Source organism: Streptomyces sp. NPDC033180 (genome assembly GCF_055577645.1).
In genome coordinates this window covers 391,693-409,138 of sequence record NZ_JBVIPU010000002.1, presented here as the reverse complement: position 1 = coordinate 409,138, position 17,446 = coordinate 391,693, and the positions used below count along the sequence as shown (strand labels likewise).

General features: G+C 69.6%; 16 protein-coding genes and 1 pseudogene. 6 read left to right on the top strand and 11 right to left on the bottom strand.

All coding sequences use genetic code 11. The annotated features are described in order from the left end of the window. Positions 1-39 precede the first annotated feature (39 nt). Positions 40-849 carry an SDR family oxidoreductase gene (locus ACZ5WE_RS08510; protein ID WP_467684480.1) on the bottom strand — a complete coding sequence of 270 codons (810 nt, stop codon included), beginning with the start codon at positions 847-849 and terminating at the stop codon, positions 40-42. A gap of 210 nt (positions 850-1,059) precedes the next feature. Between ACZ5WE_RS08510 and ACZ5WE_RS08505 the strand changes: the two genes are divergently transcribed. Both ACZ5WE_RS08505 and ACZ5WE_RS08500 read left to right on the top strand, forming a co-directional pair. Continuing rightward, positions 1,060-1,314 (top strand): DUF6480 family protein, encoded by a 255-nt coding sequence (locus ACZ5WE_RS08505; RefSeq protein WP_467684482.1) that lies wholly within the window; start codon positions 1,060-1,062, stop codon positions 1,312-1,314. 85 nt (positions 1,315-1,399) lie between these two features. After that, on the top strand, positions 1,400-3,193 hold the full coding sequence (locus tag ACZ5WE_RS08500; protein WP_467684484.1) for a glycoside hydrolase family 15 protein: 1,794 nt from the start codon (positions 1,400-1,402) through the stop codon (positions 3,191-3,193). Positions 3,194-3,257: 64 nt separating this feature from the next. On the opposite strand, the gene ACZ5WE_RS08495 is transcribed toward ACZ5WE_RS08500, so the two are convergent. Together ACZ5WE_RS08495 and ACZ5WE_RS08490 are read right to left on the bottom strand one after the other, a co-directional pair. Continuing rightward, positions 3,258-3,680: a CBS domain-containing protein gene (locus ACZ5WE_RS08495; RefSeq protein ID WP_467684486.1), complete on the bottom strand. Its 423-nt coding sequence runs from the start codon at positions 3,678-3,680 to the stop codon at positions 3,258-3,260. 183 nt (positions 3,681-3,863) lie between these two features. Next, positions 3,864-4,313: a carboxymuconolactone decarboxylase family protein gene (locus tag ACZ5WE_RS08490; RefSeq protein ID WP_467684488.1), complete on the bottom strand. Its 450-nt coding sequence runs from the start codon at positions 4,311-4,313 to the stop codon at positions 3,864-3,866. A gap of 94 nt (positions 4,314-4,407) precedes the next feature. Between ACZ5WE_RS08490 and ACZ5WE_RS08485 the strand changes: the two genes are divergently transcribed. The 3 genes and pseudogenes from ACZ5WE_RS08485 to ACZ5WE_RS08475 form a co-directional block, all read left to right on the top strand. After that, positions 4,408-5,295, top strand: a complete 888-nt coding sequence (locus ACZ5WE_RS08485) for a sigma-70 family RNA polymerase sigma factor (protein ID WP_467684490.1) — start codon at positions 4,408-4,410, stop codon at positions 5,293-5,295. A gap of 140 nt (positions 5,296-5,435) precedes the next feature. Next, on the top strand, positions 5,436-5,792 hold the full coding sequence (locus ACZ5WE_RS08480) for an STAS domain-containing protein (protein WP_467684492.1): 357 nt from the start codon (positions 5,436-5,438) through the stop codon (positions 5,790-5,792). A gap of 23 nt (positions 5,793-5,815) precedes the next feature. After that, positions 5,816-5,932, top strand: a pseudogene (locus tag ACZ5WE_RS08475) (nitroreductase family protein); the annotation flags it as partial. Positions 5,933-6,201: 269 nt separating this feature from the next. Here ACZ5WE_RS08475 and recA read toward each other — a convergent pair. Further along, positions 6,202-7,278: a recombinase RecA gene (gene recA / locus ACZ5WE_RS08470; protein ID WP_467684494.1), complete on the bottom strand. Its 1,077-nt coding sequence runs from the start codon at positions 7,276-7,278 to the stop codon at positions 6,202-6,204. A 393-nt stretch (positions 7,279-7,671) separates the two neighbouring features. Here recA and ACZ5WE_RS08465 point away from each other — a divergent pair, with 393 nt between their 5' ends. Then, on the top strand, positions 7,672-9,648 hold the full coding sequence (locus ACZ5WE_RS08465; protein WP_467684495.1) for a hypothetical protein: 1,977 nt from the start codon (positions 7,672-7,674) through the stop codon (positions 9,646-9,648). A gap of 236 nt (positions 9,649-9,884) precedes the next feature. Here the strand turns inward: ACZ5WE_RS08465 and exaC are convergent, their stop codons facing one another. The 7 genes from exaC to ACZ5WE_RS08430 form a co-directional block, all read right to left on the bottom strand. After that, complete coding sequence (gene exaC / locus ACZ5WE_RS08460) at positions 9,885-11,408, bottom strand: acetaldehyde dehydrogenase ExaC (RefSeq protein ID WP_467684497.1); 1,524 nt, start codon at positions 11,406-11,408, stop codon at positions 9,885-9,887. Between the two features lie 321 nt (positions 11,409-11,729). Next, positions 11,730-12,995, bottom strand: coding sequence for a GAF domain-containing protein (locus ACZ5WE_RS08455; protein WP_467684499.1), 1,266 nt, complete (start codon positions 12,993-12,995; stop codon positions 11,730-11,732). 87 nt (positions 12,996-13,082) lie between these two features. Then, positions 13,083-13,682 (bottom strand): N-acetylmuramoyl-L-alanine amidase, encoded by a 600-nt coding sequence (locus ACZ5WE_RS08450; protein WP_467684501.1) that lies wholly within the window; start codon positions 13,680-13,682, stop codon positions 13,083-13,085. Positions 13,683-13,720: 38 nt separating this feature from the next. Beyond that, on the bottom strand, positions 13,721-14,731 hold the full coding sequence (locus ACZ5WE_RS08445; protein WP_467684502.1) for an acetamidase/formamidase family protein: 1,011 nt from the start codon (positions 14,729-14,731) through the stop codon (positions 13,721-13,723). A 413-nt stretch (positions 14,732-15,144) separates the two neighbouring features. Then, on the bottom strand, positions 15,145-15,927 hold the full coding sequence (locus ACZ5WE_RS08440) for an MFS transporter (RefSeq protein WP_467684504.1): 783 nt from the start codon (positions 15,925-15,927) through the stop codon (positions 15,145-15,147). Continuing rightward, positions 15,906-16,373 (bottom strand): hypothetical protein, encoded by a 468-nt coding sequence (locus ACZ5WE_RS08435; RefSeq protein ID WP_467684506.1) that lies wholly within the window; start codon positions 16,371-16,373, stop codon positions 15,906-15,908. The genes ACZ5WE_RS08440 and ACZ5WE_RS08435 overlap by 22 nt, the downstream gene beginning before the upstream one ends. 83 nt (positions 16,374-16,456) lie before the next feature. Beyond that, positions 16,457-17,395: a MerR family transcriptional regulator gene (locus ACZ5WE_RS08430; RefSeq protein ID WP_467684508.1), complete on the bottom strand. Its 939-nt coding sequence runs from the start codon at positions 17,393-17,395 to the stop codon at positions 16,457-16,459. Positions 17,396-17,446 lie beyond the last annotated feature (51 nt).

Here is a 17,446-nt window from a genome sequence, read left to right as displayed (position 1 = left end):
GGGTCACCTCCCCACCTGAGGCGGACGGCCTCGGAACGCTCACGGGTGCCGCCACTCGTCGCTCCGGAGATGGGAGCCTGCCTGCGGGCCCATGCGCACCATGCCACCGTCGGCCACCCAGGACGAGCCGGTCACGTACGAGGCGTCGGGTCCGGCGAGGAAGGCGATGACGGCGGCGATCTCGCGGGCGTCACCGGGCCGGCCGAGCGGGATGCCGGGGCGGCGCTCCCTGTGGACGTCCGCGTCCTCCTGCCCGGTCATGGGTGTGGCGATCTCACCGGGCGCGACGGAATTGACGGTGATGCCGTGCTCGGCCAGTTCCAGGGCCATCACCTGTGTGAGCAGCCCGAGCCCACCCTTGGCGGCGCAGTACGGTGCCGCGCCCACCCGGGGCTGGTGCTCGTGCACGGAGGTCACGTTGACGATCCGGCCACCGTCGCCCTGCTGGATCATGCGGCGCGCGGCGTGCTGCCCGCAGAGGAACGGGCCGACGAGGTCGACGTCGAGGACGTGCAGGACGTCTTCGTGTTCCAGGTCCAGGAAGGGGGTGGCCGTGCCGGTGCCGGCGTTGTTGACCAGTACGTCGATACGGCCGAGCTGCCCGGCGAGTTCGTCGATCACCCGCGCGGCGTCGGGGAGCCGGCTCAGGTCCATTTGGGCGACGGCAGCACGCCGGCCGTGCTGCCCCACCTCGTCGGCCGTCCTCTCGGCGCCTTCCCGATCGCCGTGCCACGTGATGCCGACATCCATTCCGGCCGCGGCCATACGGACGGCCGTGGCCCTGCCGATGCCGGAATCCGCGCCCGTGATGACGGCCACCTTGGTGGTGGAAGTGGTGGGGACGGTCATGGAGCCTCCTCGCGTGCCGTGCGCTCCCGGTCGGACCCGAGGTCACGGGAGCGACGAGCCGTTGGACGAATCACTCATAAGCCTCTGTCCAGGTTGGGCCACCTCAGGCCGCGGGTCTTCTCGAGAGCTCGACTCACTCTCGATGCGCGGGCCCGAGCCTTCGTCGTGGTGAGACGGCGAGCCCGGCGACGCCGTGGCAACTTGGTTCACATGACTCCTTCCAAGAATCCGGACGCGGACCCGGACCCGGGTCCGGACCCCCGTAGCACCCCAGGCCCGGAACCCGGCGGGAGTGTGCCGCCGGGCGAGACTCCACCCGCCGAGAGCAGCATGTCCGGAGCGGGCCCGAGAGAGACCCACAATCCGACGACGGGATGGGCCAAGGGCCCCCTGATGCTGATCGCCACCCTTGTGGGGCTGATCGCGGCGTTCTTCCTCGTCTACGCCCTCGTCCTGCTGCTGTGACGGGGTGAGGCGACACGGGTCCGAGACGGAGCGGGGCACCCAGCCGGAGGGGAGTGAATGACGTCGATGGAGAGGACGCCACGGCATGCCGACGCCGGAACCGATCGACCCCGGCCCCGAGTTCCCTCCGCACGTGCTGCGGGAGTACGCCCTGTTGGCCGACGGCGAACGAGGCGCCCTGATCGGCCCGCACGGGGACATCGCATGGATGTGTGCGCCGCACTGGGATTCCGACGCCGTGTTCTCCACGCTGGTCGGAGGCGGAGGCACCTATGCCGTCACGCCTCTCGATCCCCGGCACGTATGGGGCGGCTTCTACGAGACCGGAAGCCTGATCTGGCACAGCCGCTTCATCACGGGCGCCGGACCCGTCGAGTGCCGCGAAGCCCTCGCCTTTCCCGGGGACGCCGACCGGGTGGTCCTGCTCCGCCGGATCCTGGCCACGGACTGTCCCGCTCAGGTGCGGGTGCTGCTCGAACCGCGGGGCGCTTTCGGCGACAACAGCAGCCACCACCTCCGGCGGCACAACGGCGTGTGGACGGGCAGGACCGGCGCGCTGGGCTGGCGCTGGACCGGTGCGGAAGCGGCGCGGACAACCCGCGCCGTGCACGGCAGGGGCGAGTTGCTCGCCTTCGACCTGACCGTGCCTCCCGGCGGACACCACGACCTCGTACTGGAACTGTCGCCCCACACACTCCCCGACGAACCCGTGGACCCCGACAGGGCGTGGGACGGCACCGAAGAAGCCTGGGCGCGGGCCTGTCCTGAGCCCACGCGGACCATCGCGACGCGCGACGCGCACCACGCCCTCGCCGTCCTGCGCGGCCTCACCAGCGGTGCCGGCGGCATGGTCGCGGCCGCCACGATGTGCCTGCCGGAACGCGCGGGCGCGGGCCGCAACTACGACTACCGCTATGCGTGGATCCGCGACCAGTGCTACGCGGGCATCGCGGCGGCCGGCGTCGGCACCACCGGCCTCCTCGATAGCGCGGTCGGCTTCGTCGCGGCCAGAGTCCTCCAGGACGGGCCGAAGCTCAAACCCGCCTACACCGTCAGCGGCGGCGCTGTGCCGTCCGAGCGGACCCTGGACCTGCCCGGGTATCCGGGAGGAACAGACAAGATCGGCAACTGGGTGAACCAGCAGTTCCAGCTCGACGTGTACGGCGAGGCCCTGCAACTGCTGGCCGCCGCAGGCCGGTGCGACCGGCTCGACGGCGACGGCCGGCGCGCGGTGCAGACCGCCGTCGGCGCCGTCGAACAGCTGTGGAACCAGCCTGAGGCCGGCATCTGGGAGATCGACAACCGGCGCTGGACCCACTCCCGGCTCGCCTGCGTCGCCGGGCTGCGCGCGGTGGCCGCGCTGCCCGGGGCGGGTAGAGACGTCGGACGCCTCACCTCACTCGCCGACACCCTGCTCGCCGAAACGGCACGCACGAGCCTGCACGCCGACGGCCACTGGCAGCGAGCCCCGGACGAACCGGGCGTTGACGCAGCGCTCTTGTTGCCGCCGGTCCGGGGCGCCCTGCCGGGCTCGGACCCCCGCACCCGCGCCACCCTGCGCGCCGTACGGGAGGAACTGGCCTGCGACGAGTACGTCTACCGCTTCCGCCACGACCAGCGCCCCCTGGGGGAGGCGGAGGGCGCGTTCCTGCTGTGCGGTTTCATGATGGCGCTGGCCGAGCACCAGCAGGGCCACACTGCGCATGCCCTGCGCTACTTCGAACGGAACCGTGCGGCCTGCGGACCACCCGGACTGTTCTCCGAGGAGTACGACATCATCCAGCGGCAGATGCGCGGCAATCTCCCGCAGGCGTTCGTCCACGCACTGCTCCTGGAGTGCGCGGGACGCCTCACCGAGACGCCTCCGCCTGCGGCATAGTCCGTTCATGGCACGGTGGTTGGGATACCGAGCGGGCCCGGTAGTCGGGATATCGAGCGGGGACTCAGTCAGTGGAGAGAGCCTCGATCAGACGTCCCGCTTCGGGTGCCTCGAGAGCCCGGGCGGCATCCGCGAGGGCGACCATGCCGACGAGGTCGGTACCGTCGATCACCGGCAGGCGCCGGACTTTGTGCCGGGTCATGGTCGCGAAGATCTCGTCCACGTCGTCGTCCGCGCCGATCGTCACTGCTTCCCCCTGGGCCAGGGTGCCCATCTCCACCTCCGCGGGATCGAGCCCCGCACCGAGGACCGTCACCACGATGTCCCGGTCGGTCACGACGCCGACGAGCCGGTTGTTCTCGCCACAGATCGGCAGGGCGCCCACCTGAAGTTCCGTCAGCTTGCGTGCCGCGTCGAGGGCGTTGTCGTGCGCCTGTACGCACTGCGCGCCGCCGGTCATGATGTCTCGTGCCTTCGCCGTGGCCATGATGAAGCACCGTCCCATCTCTGCTGCCGGGTGCTCCAGCGCGTCTTCAACGCCGGATCCTGTCAGTTTCGGGTGACCGGGAGGGAAGCCCCTGAAACGGGATTGCCGCGAGATCCCCCGGATGCTCACGATCACCGTGCTCCGGGGCGGGGGCGTCGTCCCGTGGGATGACGCCCCCGCGCCTCACCAGGTCTTGCCGGCCTGCTCCCGGACCGTGCGGTTGATCCGGTTGAAGAAGTTGGTCAGCGCGATCTCCAGGATGATCGAGCCGAGCTGCTCCTCGCTGAAGTGGTCGGCGGCGGCGTCCCAGATCTCGTCGGTCACGCCGGGCGCCCCGTCCTGGAGCCGGGTGGCGGCCTCGGCCAGAGCGAGGGCAGCCCGCTCCGCATCGGTGTAGAAGGGCGTCTCGCGCCACGTGACCACGTTGTGCAGCCGCTCCTCTGTCTCACCGGCCTGCTTCGCCCCCTGGATCGCGGCGAAGACGCAGGGGCTGCAGCCGTTGATCTGGCTGGCACGCAGATGGACGAGAGACAGCAGGTGCTTGTCCACGCCTCCGACGTGAAGTGCCTTGTAGAGGTGCTGAATTGCCTTGGTCACGTCGGGATCGGCCTTGCTCGTCATGCGTGCTTCCATCGCTCTTGCTCCTTCATCGGTGGATCATCGGTTACCTGCGCCCCTTCGGGCCCGTCATCACCCATGACGGAGCAGTGCCGAGGAAGGTAACAACATGTCCAACACCATCCCGACGGGCCCGACGGACCCGATAGCCGAGGCGTTCGAGGCCCAGCGTGACCGGCTGCGCGCGGTCGCCTACCGCATGCTCGGATCGCACGCCGACGCCGAGGACGTGGTCCAGGAGGCCTGGCTGCGTCTCTCCCGCCAGGACGCGACGACCATCCACGATCTCGCCGGCTGGCTGACCACGGTGGCCGGCCGGATCAGCCTCGATGTCCTGCGATCGCGCAAGGCCCGCCCGGAGGCGTCCTACGACGATCGCCTGCCCGAGCTCGTGGTGACGCTCGACGACGCTCCTGTTCCCGAGGACGACGCGGTGCTCGCCGATTCGGTCGGGCTCGCGCTGCTCGTCGTCCTGGAGTCGCTCGGACCGAGCGAGCGGCTGGCGTTCGTGCTGCACGACCTGTTCGCGGTGCCCTTCGACGAGATCGGCCAGATCCTCGGCAAGTCCACCGCCGCCACCAAGATGCTCGCCAGCCGCGCCCGCAGGAAGGTGCAGGCGATCGAGCGGCCGGCGGGCGCCGGACGGGAGCAGCGCGAGGTCGTCCAGGCCTTCCTGGCGGCGGCTCGCCACGGCGACTTCGAGGGGCTGCTACGGGTACTCGACCCCGAGGTGAAACTGACCGTCGACACGCCCTCCGGCGTGGTCGTCACCCTCGGCGCCACCAAGATCGCGGCCGGCGCGCAACTGTCCGCGAGCGCGGCCACACAGGGGCGGTCGGTGCTCGTCAACGGCATCCCCGGGGTCATTTCCTGGCACGAGGACGGCACCCCGCTCTCGGTCCTCGCGTTCACCGTCGTCGACAGCCGGATCACCGAGATCACGGTCGTGATCGACCCGGCCAAGCTCGCACTCATGGACCTGCCGGAACCGGAATGAGCCCCGGCCCGGGAGGCCGTGTTCGCCGGCGCCACCACAACGTTCATGCGCAGGTGCGCAACAGGGAACGAAGGGTATCTTCGGCCTGTCAGCATCCGCTTCGGCAAGTGAGGCGGGTCGGCAGGCATTCGGGACTGACGATGAGCGAGCCTCTTCTGCCCCGTCTGGTCATCCAGCAGGACCACGACCGGGCCGGAGCCGGAATCATGGTTGCGCTGAGGGGGGAGCTGGATGTCTCCACCTCGGCCGACGTGCGGGAAGCCGTGGCGCTTCTCGCGGCGCAGCCCCGGATACGCGGGCGTCTCCTGCTGGACCTGTCAGCCGTGACCTACTGCGACAACGCCAGCCTGTTCACGCTGCTGGGCATCTGCGAAGCCCTGGACCTGGTCGGCATCTGCGTCGCACTGACGGCGGTCAGCCCCGCGGTGGGCACCTGCATCCACCGCAACGCACTTGAGGAGCGACTACCCGTCGAGTCCGCCCCGGACGCCAACTAGGGCGCCGCGACAGCCGCCGGGGCGCGCGGGCGTTCAGCGATGAGCCGGTGCCCAAGGAGGCACTCGAACGAGTGCTGAAGGCAGCGCCACGGGCTCCGTCCAGCGGGAACCTCCAGCTGTGGCATCTGTATGTCGTGACCGGCCAACCCTTGGCCGAGCTGCCACCTCGAAAGGAGCCGGCACCCCCGGCGTATCCGGCCGCTCCCGGCCGGCCGGATCCTGACGCGGTCGTCGATTCCTTGCCGAGCGCGGTGTCCTCTGTGTCTCGCGCGGGGGCTGGTATCGCCCGGACGCGCAGGAGCAGGTTCTCGGCAAGGAACAGGGACGCGAGCGGATCTGGGCCGTGGAGCACGCCGCGATGTCGAACATGTCGGAAGCCTGGCCCGCGGCCTGGCCGCGCCCGTGCCTGTCAGACGGCGTTTCCCGCCGTGGCCCGTGCGGCATCAGCGACCGGGACGGCGCGCGTGTCCTCGGCGACAGCGCCCTTCACCGGCACCCCGATCCCGAGCTTCTCGAGGATCTTCTTCTCGATCTCGTTGGCGAGATCGGGGTTGTCCTTCAGGAAGTTGCGGGCGTTCTCCTTGCCTTGGCCGAGCTGGTCGCCCTCGTACGTGTACCAGGCGCCTGCCTTGCGGACGAAGCCGTTGTCCACGCCCATGTCGATCAGGCCGCCCTCGCGGCTGATGCCCTGGCCGTAGAGGATGTCGAACTCGGCCTGCTTGAAGGGCGGCGCGACCTTGTTCTTGACGACCTTGACGCGGGTGCGGTTGCCGACCGCGTCCGTGCCGTCCTTCAGGGTCTCGATCCGGCGGATGTCGAGCCGCACCGAGGCGTAGAACTTCAGCGCGCGGCCACCGGTCGTGGTCTCCGGCGAGCCGAACATCACGCCGATCTTCTCGCGCAGCTGGTTGATGAAGATGACCGTCGTCCTCGTCTGGCTGAGCGCGCTGGTGATCTTGCGGAGCGCCTGGCTCATCAGACGGGCCTGCAGACCCATGTGGGAGTCGCCCATCTCGCCCTCGATCTCGGCGCGTGGCACCAGGGCCGCGACGGAGTCGATCACGATCAGGTCGATCGCGCCGGAGCGGATCAGGATGTCGGCGATCTCCAGCGCCTGTTCGCCGTTGTCCGGCTGGGACAGGATGAGATTGTCGGTGTCGACGCCGAGCTTCTTGGCGTACTCCGGGTCCAGAGCGTGCTCGGCGTCGATGAACGCCACCGAGCCGCCGGCCTTCTGCGCGTTCGCTACCGCGTGCAGCGTCAGCGTCGTCTTACCGGAGGACTCCGGCCCGTACACCTCCACCACACGGCCGCGGGGCAGACCGCCCACACCGAGCGCCACGTCCAGCGCGGTCGATCCGGTAGGGATCACCTCGATGGGCTCATTGGGCCGCTCGCCGAGGCGCATGACCGCACCCCTGCCAAATTTCCGCTCGATCTGTGCGAGCGCGGTGTCCAGCGCCTTCTCGTGGTCGGTTCCTGCCATGAGCTTTCACCCGGTCCGATTGTGTGGCACGCCGCACGTCGGAGAACGTGAGCGTCTACTGCCGACAACGGACGTCTCGGAGATCCCAGAAAACGAACATCCGATCGATTTACGTGTCCAGTGAAAGGTACCAAACCGAGGGCCGCTTCCCCTCGCTGAACCACGGCACTGTCGGATGTGGTCACTGACCGGTGCACTGGTCGGGAGGGGCTAGCAGTGGGAGAAACTGGGAGGTACAACATAAACCGGGCGCTGCTCTCAGCGGGGCCGAGCGGAAGGCGCCTGACGGTAATAGCCCAGTGCAGGCGCCTTTTTCGTGCTCCTGGAAGAAGCGTGAAACGCGTGCCCCGGCACCGGCGAAAAGGCAGGCACGCGATCCGGCAGGATGGCCGCATGCCCCACACCCCGATATGCCCCGCACAGCCCTTCGACGAGAAGTGGATCGCCCAGGCCCTCAACGGTTTCATCGAAGGTTCCGGATACTGGGGGCCCGGCACGCTCGCCGTGTTCACCGAGGTCGGCGGCTACTTGACCGGGAGCGGCAAGGAGGCGCCCGCGCGGTACCGGGGCTGGAACTGGTACCGGTTCATCGGCCGGTGCGGCGCCGTGGCTCTGCGGGCGAGCTCCTTCCACGTGCAGGACCATCTGCGCGCGGTCCAGCTGGCGATGCTGGATGTATGGGCAGAAACTCCCTTTGCCGACCCGGAGGTTCGCGTCCGGATGCGTACGGGCGTCCTCGAACTCGCCGACAAGGACACGTGTGCCGCTCGGACCCGCGATGGTGCGGTGGTGGCTCTGCACGGGCTAGGCGCCGGCCGGGACGGGCAGCGCTTCGTCGAGTTGCGCACCGGCACCGCCCAGCCGCCGGCGCCAGGTCGGATCACGGCCACCGAGCCGGTACTCGCGGCCGGTTGGGACACACCTGACCGACTGCGGCGCCTCGTGCACCTCGTACGGCAGAAGGGCCCCGCGCCCTGGGACCGCGCGGCGGCCGCGGTGCTCGCCGAGCGGACCGGGCTGAGCCAGGCCGGTGCCGCGCTGCTGCTCGCCGGAATACCCGATGTGAAGTACGGGTACCGGGGACTCGATGCCGAGGCGCGCAAGGTGATGGGGCTCAAGCAGTCCGAAGCCGAGGCCGGTGAGCGGGAGTTGGCGACCCTGCGGGTGGCCGAGCGCCTAGACCTGTTGGCCGACGTGCTGCCCGCGGACCCCGGGCAGCTGTGGATGGAGGGCGGGCAGCTGGCGCTCGCCGAGCGGATCGCCGAGGCCTGGCGCAGGCAACAGGGCGTACGCCCCGCCGTGCCCGAGTCGACGCTCGCCGTCGCTGCCGAGCACAGCGATGTACGGATGGCCCCGGCAGCCGTGTGCGCCGTGTTCGCCGATCCCGCGCGCGAGCCGCGGCTGACCCGCGACCCTGACACCCGGCTGCGGGTGAACAGCATCAGCGGCGGCGGCTGGGAGGGCGACGAGGGTTTCCGTTTCAGAGAGCTGCTCGCCGTGGTGGGCGACGCCGTCGACTGGGTGTACGCCGAGCTTCCCGAAGGAGATCCCGTACGCCGGGGTGTCCCCGAGACCGTACGGCTGCTGCGGGAACGCCTGGCCCACCCGGGGTTGCTGCTCTCCGCCCGTGGCCGCAGCCTGCGCGGCCGCACCGTGGCGGACCTGCTGCCGGGCTTCCCCGGCGCCCTGCCCTACTTGGACGCCGCTGAGCCGCTTGCCCACCCCACGCTGGACGACGGCCTGGTCGTCGTGTCCGAAGCAGGATTCGACCGGCGCGGTGAGCGCGAGGCGCCCGGCGTGTACTTCCGGCCAGGCCGCTACGGGGCCGACGAGCGCTCGCGGCGCCTGGAGGCTGTGGTCGACGGGGAGGACTCGCATCTGGCGCTGGTCCGCCGGCTGCGCGGTCCCGAGTTCGAGCGGATCGTGCAGCGCATAACCGAGGGGTCGCTGCCGCCGGGCGGCTACGAGACCGATCCGCGGCTGTCCGCTCCAAAGGTGGTCGAGGAGGCGGCCACCACCACCGGTCTGGATACGGACGCCGCCACCTTGTATCTGCAGCTGCTCGCTCTGCCCGTACCCACCGATCGCCGTGTCCGCCGCTTCAACCGGTGGACTCCCGCGCACCACAAGGCCGTTGCGGCCGCACTCGTCGAGGCCGGTCTGGCGGTCACCGACCGCAGAGCCAGGGCTGGACGGGGGGTGTTCCTGCCCGGCGACTGGGCGGGCGGGGACAAGTTCTACCCTCCGATGGAGACCTGGAAGGCCGGGCTGCTCGGGGTCCGGGTCATCGGGCGCAAGGTCTACTCCCGGCCCGTCGCGGGCCCCCTGCCCGAACTCTTCGCCCGGGCCTGGCGGACGCGTCCGCACTGAGCGTGGTGGCACGTTCCGCAGGTTGTGCAGACGTTGCGGTGCGCCGAGGATTCGCCGATCGGCAGTCAGCCCGTCGACCTGCTGTAGCGACACTGGGTGAGCGCGGCTGGTCGAGCTACGGTGGGCGGCACTGGGCGCCAGAGAGTGACGGGAAGAGCCCGGCTGATTGCATTGGGTAGCTATTGTGTCGGGCTGCCTGGAGCACAACGGTGCCTCCAGGCAGCCGACTTGAGGCTCTAGAAGAACCCAAGTTTCTTCGGGCTGTATGAAACCAGAAGGTTCTTCGTCTGCTGGTAGTGCTCCAGCATCATCTTGTGCGTCTCGCGTCCGATCCCGGACTGCTTGTAGCCGCCGAACGCCGCGTGTGCGGGGTAGGCGTGGTAGCAGTTCGTCCAGACTCGGCCCGCCTGGATCGCGCGGCCCGCCCGGTAGGCAGTGTTCATGTCGCGCGTCCACACTCCCGCGCCCAGGCCGTACAGCGTGTCGTTGGCGGTCTTGATGGCGTCGTCGAAGTCGTTGAACGACGCGACCGAGACGACCGGGCCGAAGATCTCCTCCTGGAAGATCCGCATGCGGTTGTCACCCTCGAAGATCGTCGGCTGGACGTAGTAGCCACCGGCCAGTTCGCCGTCGTATGTGATGCGCTGACCGCCCGTCAGGACCTTCGCGCCCTCCTGCTGGCCGATGTCCAGGTAGGAGAGGATCTTCTCCAGTTGGTCGTTGGAGGCCTGGGCTCCGATCATGGTGTCGGTGTCCAGCGGATGGCCCGGCACGATCTGCTCGGTGCGTGCCACCGCCGCTTCCATGAACTCGCTGTAGTGGCCCCGCTGGACGAGGGCACGCGACGGGCAGGTACACACCTCGCCGTTGTTGAGGGCGAACATCGTGAAGCCCTCGAGCGCCTTGTCACGGAAGTCGTCGTTGGCGGCCCACACGTCGTCGAAGAAGATGTTCGGCGACTTCCCGCCCAGCTCGAGCGTCACCGGCTTGATGTTCTCCGATGCGTACTGCATGATCAGCCGCCCCGTCGTGGTCTCACCGGTGAAGGCGACCTTCGCGACGCGCGGGCTCGAGGCGAGGGGCTTGCCCGCCTCGACACCGAAGCCGTTGACGATGTTGACGACACCCGGCGGCAGCAGATCGGCCACCAGGCTCATCCAGTAGTGGATGGACGCCGGGGTCTGCTCGGCGGGCTTGAGTACCACCGCGTTGCCTGCCGCGAGAGCGGGCGCGAGCTTCCATGTCGCCATCAGGATGGGGAAGTTCCACGGAATGATCTGGGCGACGACGCCGAGCGGCTCGTGGAAGTGGTACGCGACAGTGTCCTCGTCCACCTCGCTCAGCGTCCCCTCCTGCGCACGGATGACCCCCGCGAAGTAGCGGAAGTGATCGATGGCGAGCGGGATGTCGGCGGCCAGCGTCTCGCGTACCGGTTTGCCGTTCTCCCAGCTCTCGGCCACCGCGAGCTGTTCGAGGTTCGCCTCCATGCGGTCGGCGATCTTCCGCAGGACGTCCGCGCGCTCGGTCGCGGAGGCGCGGCCCCATGCGGGCGCGGCGGCATGCGCCGCGTCCAGGGCGCGCTCCACGTCCTCGGCCGTACCGCGGGCGATCTCGGTGAAGGGCTGCCCGTTGACCGGGCTCGGGTTCTCGAAGTACTGGCCGCGGGCCGGCGGGACGTACTCGCCGCCGATGAAGTGGTCGTAGCGGTCCTGGTAGGAGACAACTGCGCCGTCGGTGCCGGGCGCTGCGTAACGGGTCATCTTGGTGGCCTCCCGGGGAAGGCTGCCCGCCGCTGGGCAGCTCTCGCCCGGAGAGTAGGAGGGCGGACGTTGCAGCTACGTTGCGGGAGCCGGTCTGCGGCTCGTTCGCTCAGGCCGGGTTCGGTACTCGGCGGACGGCTGGGCCGCGTGGGGGCGGTTGTTCCGGGGTTGGGCGGCGACGTCGGCAACGTCGGCAACTTCGGCTGCGGTCGTTGGGGGGGGGTGTGCTGCGTCGCCCGCGCCTGCGGCCACCCCCGGGTGGGCGTGATGATGCCGCGCCGGTCCAGCCCGCACCCTGCCGTACAGGCCCGCCCGGCGGGTTCAGCTCTCCTGCCTCGCGTCGGTCAACTCCGCATCCAGCTCCCGGAGCCGGGCAAGTACCGGAGGCGTCGCCCGTACCTGCGCCAGCGCGCGCCACACCGTCAGGTCGTCCTCACCCCACGGAGTGTGCAACCAGTCCGCCAGGAGATCGGGGTCACGGCGTGCGATCAGCGCAGCCCGCAGCTGCTCGGTGAGCCTGCGCCGCAGCCTGGCCACCGCAGGGGCCTGCGAAGCAGGCAGAAGCGGGCCCGCGTACGCGGCGGCGGCCGCGGTGACCGCCCCCGAACCGAGCCGTCGCTCGACGGCATCGACATCAGACTCGACCCGTACCGAAAGCCTGTAGGGGCGCGACCTCAGCAGCTCCGGCCCGAGAAGCCGCCGCAACCGGGCCAACTCGGCCCGCAGCGTCACCGGCGTCACCGACTCGTCCTCGTACAGCGCGCACAGCAGCTCATCGCCGGTCAGTCCCTCGGGGTGGCGGGCGAGCAGGACGACGATCTCGCTGTGCCTACGACTCAGCCGCACCTTGCGACCGTCGGTCAGGAGCAGCGCCTCGTCACGGCCCAGCGCGGTGAGACCCACGGCGTCCCTCGCCTCCACCGGCGGTGCGAGCAAAGCCAGTTGGGACTCCGCTGCCCGAGCGACCGCCTGCACGAAGGCGAGGCTGTGCGGATGCGCCAGACCGTCGCCCCCGGTGATGTCCACCGCTCCGAGCAGCCGCCCGGTCCGCGGATCGTGCACCGGGGCCGCCGCGCACGTCCACGGCTGGACGCGCCGGATGAAGTGCTCGGCCGCGAACACCTGCACCGGCCGGTCCACCGCCACCGCCGTGCCCGGAGCGTTCGTCCCCATCGCGGACTCCGCCCAGCGGGCGCCCGGCACGAAGTTCATCCGCCCGGCCTTCTGCCGGGTCGCGGAGTGGCCCTCGACCCAGAGCAGCCTGCCGTGCGCGTCGCACACCGCGAGGAGATGCTCGCCGTCCATCGCGAAGGTGCCCATCAGCTCACGGAACAGTGGCATCACCCCGGCCAGCGGATGCTCGGCGCGATATGAGCCGAGGTCCCCGTCGGTGAGTTCCACCGCAGCTCCGGTGTCCTCAGGGCTGACCCTGGCCCTGGCCGAGCGCCGCCACGACTCGGCCACCACGGAACGCACCGGCCGCGTGAGTGTCCCCGCCTCCGTGAACGTCTCGTGGGCACGCCGCAGCACCCGCACCCGCTCGGCAGGATCAGCACCGACTTCCAGAGCCACCCATGGTTCGGTCAACTCGGCCTCCCGGGACGGCGATGCGGCTGTGCCATCGTCGCCCCGCGAGCGTGCCCCGACAAGCGCCACGCCATGGGACTGTCGGCGTCAGGCAGAGTTGACCAGGCGGATATAGCGCGTCCAGTCCCAGTGCGACCCCGGATCGGTGTGGTCGGCGCCGGGCACTTCGACGTGCCCGATGATGTGCTTGCGGTCCTTGGGGATGGCGTACGTATCGCAGATGGCCGCGGTCAGCAGCGCGGACTGCTCGTACATCGCGTCGGTGAAGTACTCGGGCTTGTCCACCCACCCTTCGTGTTCGATGCCGATGCTTCGGGTGTTGTAGTCCCAGTTGCCCGCGTGCCAGCCGACGTTGCGCTCGCGGACGCACTGGGCGATGTGTCCGTCTTTGGAGCGCACCACATAATGGGCCGATACCTTCTTCGCCGAGTTCTGGAAGATGGCGAGCGTGTCGGCGTAGGTCTCCTGGGTGACGTGGACGATCACGTAGTCGACGGGGTAGGTGCTGGGGCGGTTGGCAGCCGTGTAGTTGGAGCTGCTCGCCGGCACCCACTCGGCAAGCGGATAGTCGACCGCCCGAGGCCTGGCCGTGGCGCGGGTGACGGGGAGGAGCGCGGTGGGGACGGCAGCCAGGGCTGCCCCCTGCAACAGCCTGCGCCTGCTGGGGAATCGTCTTGCTCGATCCATGGCGGGCCTGCCTCTCGGTGGGGGAACAGCTGGACTCTTCAGGGCAGCAGCGTGGCGGTCTCTCGCAGCCGCGCGTGCAGCCCCCGGTGAGTTTCGCGCGCCGGCAGCCACTCTTTGCGGAGCTTGGCCACGCACGTGTAGTTGGTGTCGCAGACATTGGCGAGCGGCGACTCGACGGTCTGGGTCGCGAACTGGTAGGCGTCGAGCTCACTGAAGCCGTAGTCGCGCACCAGCCACTGCACCAGGTCGAGTTGGGATATTCGGAAGGCGTCCTCGAGCGGGCGTGCCGAACCGGTGGAGATGATGTGAGTGTCGGATTCCAGGCGCGGCCAGGGCGTGGCGATCCCCTTCAGGAGTTCGACGATCACGACTGTGTTCATCGCGCACTCGACGGCGACTCCGCAGGTTTCCCCCTCGCCTTGCCGCGCGTGTCCGTCGCCCAGGCTCACAAGCGCGCCTTCCACGTTCACCCCGAGGTAGCAGGTGACGCCTGCCCGCATCTCGGGAGTGTCCATGTTTCCGCCGTGCGCGTCGGGGACCAGAGCCGAGCGCACCTCCAGATTGGCGGGTGCGACGCCGACCGTGCCGTGCATCGGATCCATCGGCAGCGCGATCTCGAAGTCGCCGTCACGCGCGCTGAAGTGCGCGGTGCGCCTGTCCCGGTCGAGCTGCCATATCCACACGGTCTCGGGCAGCGGAGGCTGGAGCGATGCGGTGGTGTGGGTGGAGGTGAGCGCCCCGAAGAGGGGGACCGTCGTGGACGCCGCCCAATCGCGTGCCGGTTCGATCGACACGAAGTGCACGGCGACGGTGTCGCCCGGCTCAGCGCCCTCGATATAAAAGGGCCCGGTCTGCGGATTCAGGAACGGGAACTGGCAGACCTCGGACACCAGGTCCTTCTCGGAGCGCACGTTCCCCGCGAAACAGTCCTCCGTGTACAGGTCGAGCACCGTACCCGGAGCGATGCGTGCCACGGGTGGCACGCCACCGAACGTCCATGCGTACTCGCCCGGTTCGGGCCGAACGGTCAGGATCCGAGGCTGGTTCATGGCAGGACTGCTCTCCTCTGTCGCTCCGTGGGGAACTCGGGCACTCTGTTCGGCCCGATGGCCTCGCGACGCAGCCCAGGACGGCTGCGCTCCCGACACCTGAATCCCCCGATCCGCGCGGACACGAAACCGCCGCCAGTGCGATGGTGTCCCGCGTCAATTACGTTACGGCGAGGGTTGGTTGAGTCGGAAGGGCGCGATCGGAATCTGTGCACAGCACCGTGATTGTGGATAACGCGGTCACTCTTGAGGGTGCCGGGCGTACCGAGAGCGTCGAGCTCGCCGGGAGTGTTGAGCGCGTTGAGTCTGCCGAGCTCGCTGGAGGTGTTGAGCGCGTCGAGAGTGTCGAGTGCGTCGAGGGTGTCGAGTTCGCTGGGAGTGCTAAGCGCGGCGATCGTGCCGAGTGCGATGCGCTACGACAGTTCTGGTTCCGTGGCTCGGCTCCGTGCTGGCTTCCGCGTACGCGGGTTCCAGGCGATCACCGCGGCCAGCAAGGCGACAGCTGGTATCAGCAGCAGCGCGTCCCGGCTCCCCTCGTCTGCTGCGACGTGTGCGAAGACCGCAGCTCCCACCGCACCGCCGACCATGTCGAGGCCACTCAGCCAGGACATCGTCTCGGTGACACGTCCCTCGGGAGCGAGGTCGCCGCCCGCCGTGCGCAGGGCCGCGAAGGTGCAGCCGATCACCAGACCGGCCAGTGGGCAGACCAGGAGCGCCGCAAGAGGCGACACTCCTGTGGCGAGCGCCAGCGCGCCGGTCCCCGTCGCGAGGACACAGAGGAGTATGGAGATCTTGGGGCCGCGGGACAGGAGATGCGGTACGGCGCCCAGAGCGAGGCTGCCCAGCACGCTGCTGATGGACAGGATCCCCAAGTACACACCGGTGAACCCGGTCGCGTGGTACTCCCGTGCGTAGATCGGCAGCACTACATCCACGGCGGTCACCGCCATGACGAAGAGCGCGTCCGCAGCCAGCAGGCGCCGCAGGGGAGCGGACGTCAGGGGACCGAGCCAATGCCCCGTCCGAGCTGGACGCGACGGTGGGCCCGGCGCGTTGATCAGGAGACCGACCGCGGTGGCCGTAAGCAGCGCGACGGCCGCGAACGGCATGACCGGCGAGACCGACAGACTCAGCCAGCTGGCGAGCACAGGGCCCGTGATCAGTGCGGCGCCCATCATCGAGGAGTCGAGAGCCATCGCTGTGGCCAGCGCCCCGGTGTCCGTCGACTGCTCGTGGAGCGGTGCCAGGCCGAGCGCATCATGACGGCCACTGGAGGGGCGCTCGCGCCCATGGCCGCGGCGAGCACGAGGATCGTGGTGACGGACTCGCCTCCGCGCACCACCAGGACCAGCAGGGGCGTGACCGTCAGGTAGGCGGCCAGAAAGCTCAGCAGAACAGTGCGTGGCACATGCCGGTCGATGAGCCGGCCGCGCAGGGGAGCGGTCACGCCTTGCCCGACCGCCAAGGCGCTCACCGCGAGGCCCGCAGTCCCGTACGAGTGGTTTCGGCCGACCAGGAGCAGCAGACTCAGGCCGACCATGCTGGACGGCAGTTTCGACGCCATCCCGATCGCGACGAGGTGCCAGAAGCCGGGCACTCCCATGAGGCCCCGGTAGCCGGAGAGGAATCGCCGGGGCGCCACTTTGGTCGACTCATCGGTCGACTCGTTGTGGACGGCGCAGTCTGAGCTTGTTCGGCCCACTGCTGAGGCCCCCACCGAGACCACTACCGAGGCAGACGGGCACACAGGGCCCGGACGGTCCAGCCGAGCACCGGCGCCAGACTCTCGGGCGCGGGCCACCCGTTGATGACCGCGAGCAGCGTCAAGTAGCGGTCCCTGCGGGGGTCGTCCATGGTCTCCAGGCGGGACACCAGGCGGCGGCGCAGAACGGTGTCGTCGGGCAGGCCGAGTATGTGTGCGTAGTGCGCAGCGAGCGCCGTGACGATCGGGTCGGCCTCCGGCGACGCCGGATCGGTGCCTGCCGCCAGGGCCAGGGTGACCTGGGCCCTCACTGCCTCGGCGAGGATACGTGCCAGGCCGGTGCTGTCGTCCGGGGTGCGGTCGGCCGCCAGATCTCTGGCCATCCCCTGCATAGTGGAGCGGAACCCCGGATCCTGGAACAACTCGGCCAGCTCCACCCAGGCCTCGACCTGCTCGGTCTCGGGGTTGTCCGGCAGGTCGGGCGTGAGGGAGCGGGTGACCGCTGCGAAGGCGGGGTGGTCGTACAGGCCGTCGAAGACGGTGCCGAGGAAGTCGTCGATCAGTCGTTGGCGTTCGTCCTCGGAGAGTTTGGCGAGCTTGTGCATGAGATCCAACTCCTCAGGGGTGGACCCGCGCTTGGCCACCGCTGTCAGGACCGCGCGCCGCAGGCGCAGGACACGGATCTGCACTTCCAGTGCGTCCGCGTGCGCCGCGGCGACCTCGGGGAGCGAGACCTCCCGGTCCACGACCTTTCGGATGGTGGGAAGGTCGAGACCGAGATCGCGCAGGGTGCGTACGAGGTCCAGGCGGGCGACGGCGTCGGTGCCGTACAGGCGGTAGCCGGCCGGGCTGCGGTCGGCGGGCGGCACGATCCCCGCGTCGGAGTAGAACCTGACGGTCTTGACCGTCAGGCCGGTCCGTCGCGCCAGATCACCGATCGAGTAGAGCGTGTCGCCGTTCATGACCCCACCTTCATGTCTCCCCCTACTGGAGACTCAAGCCGCTTCACCCAC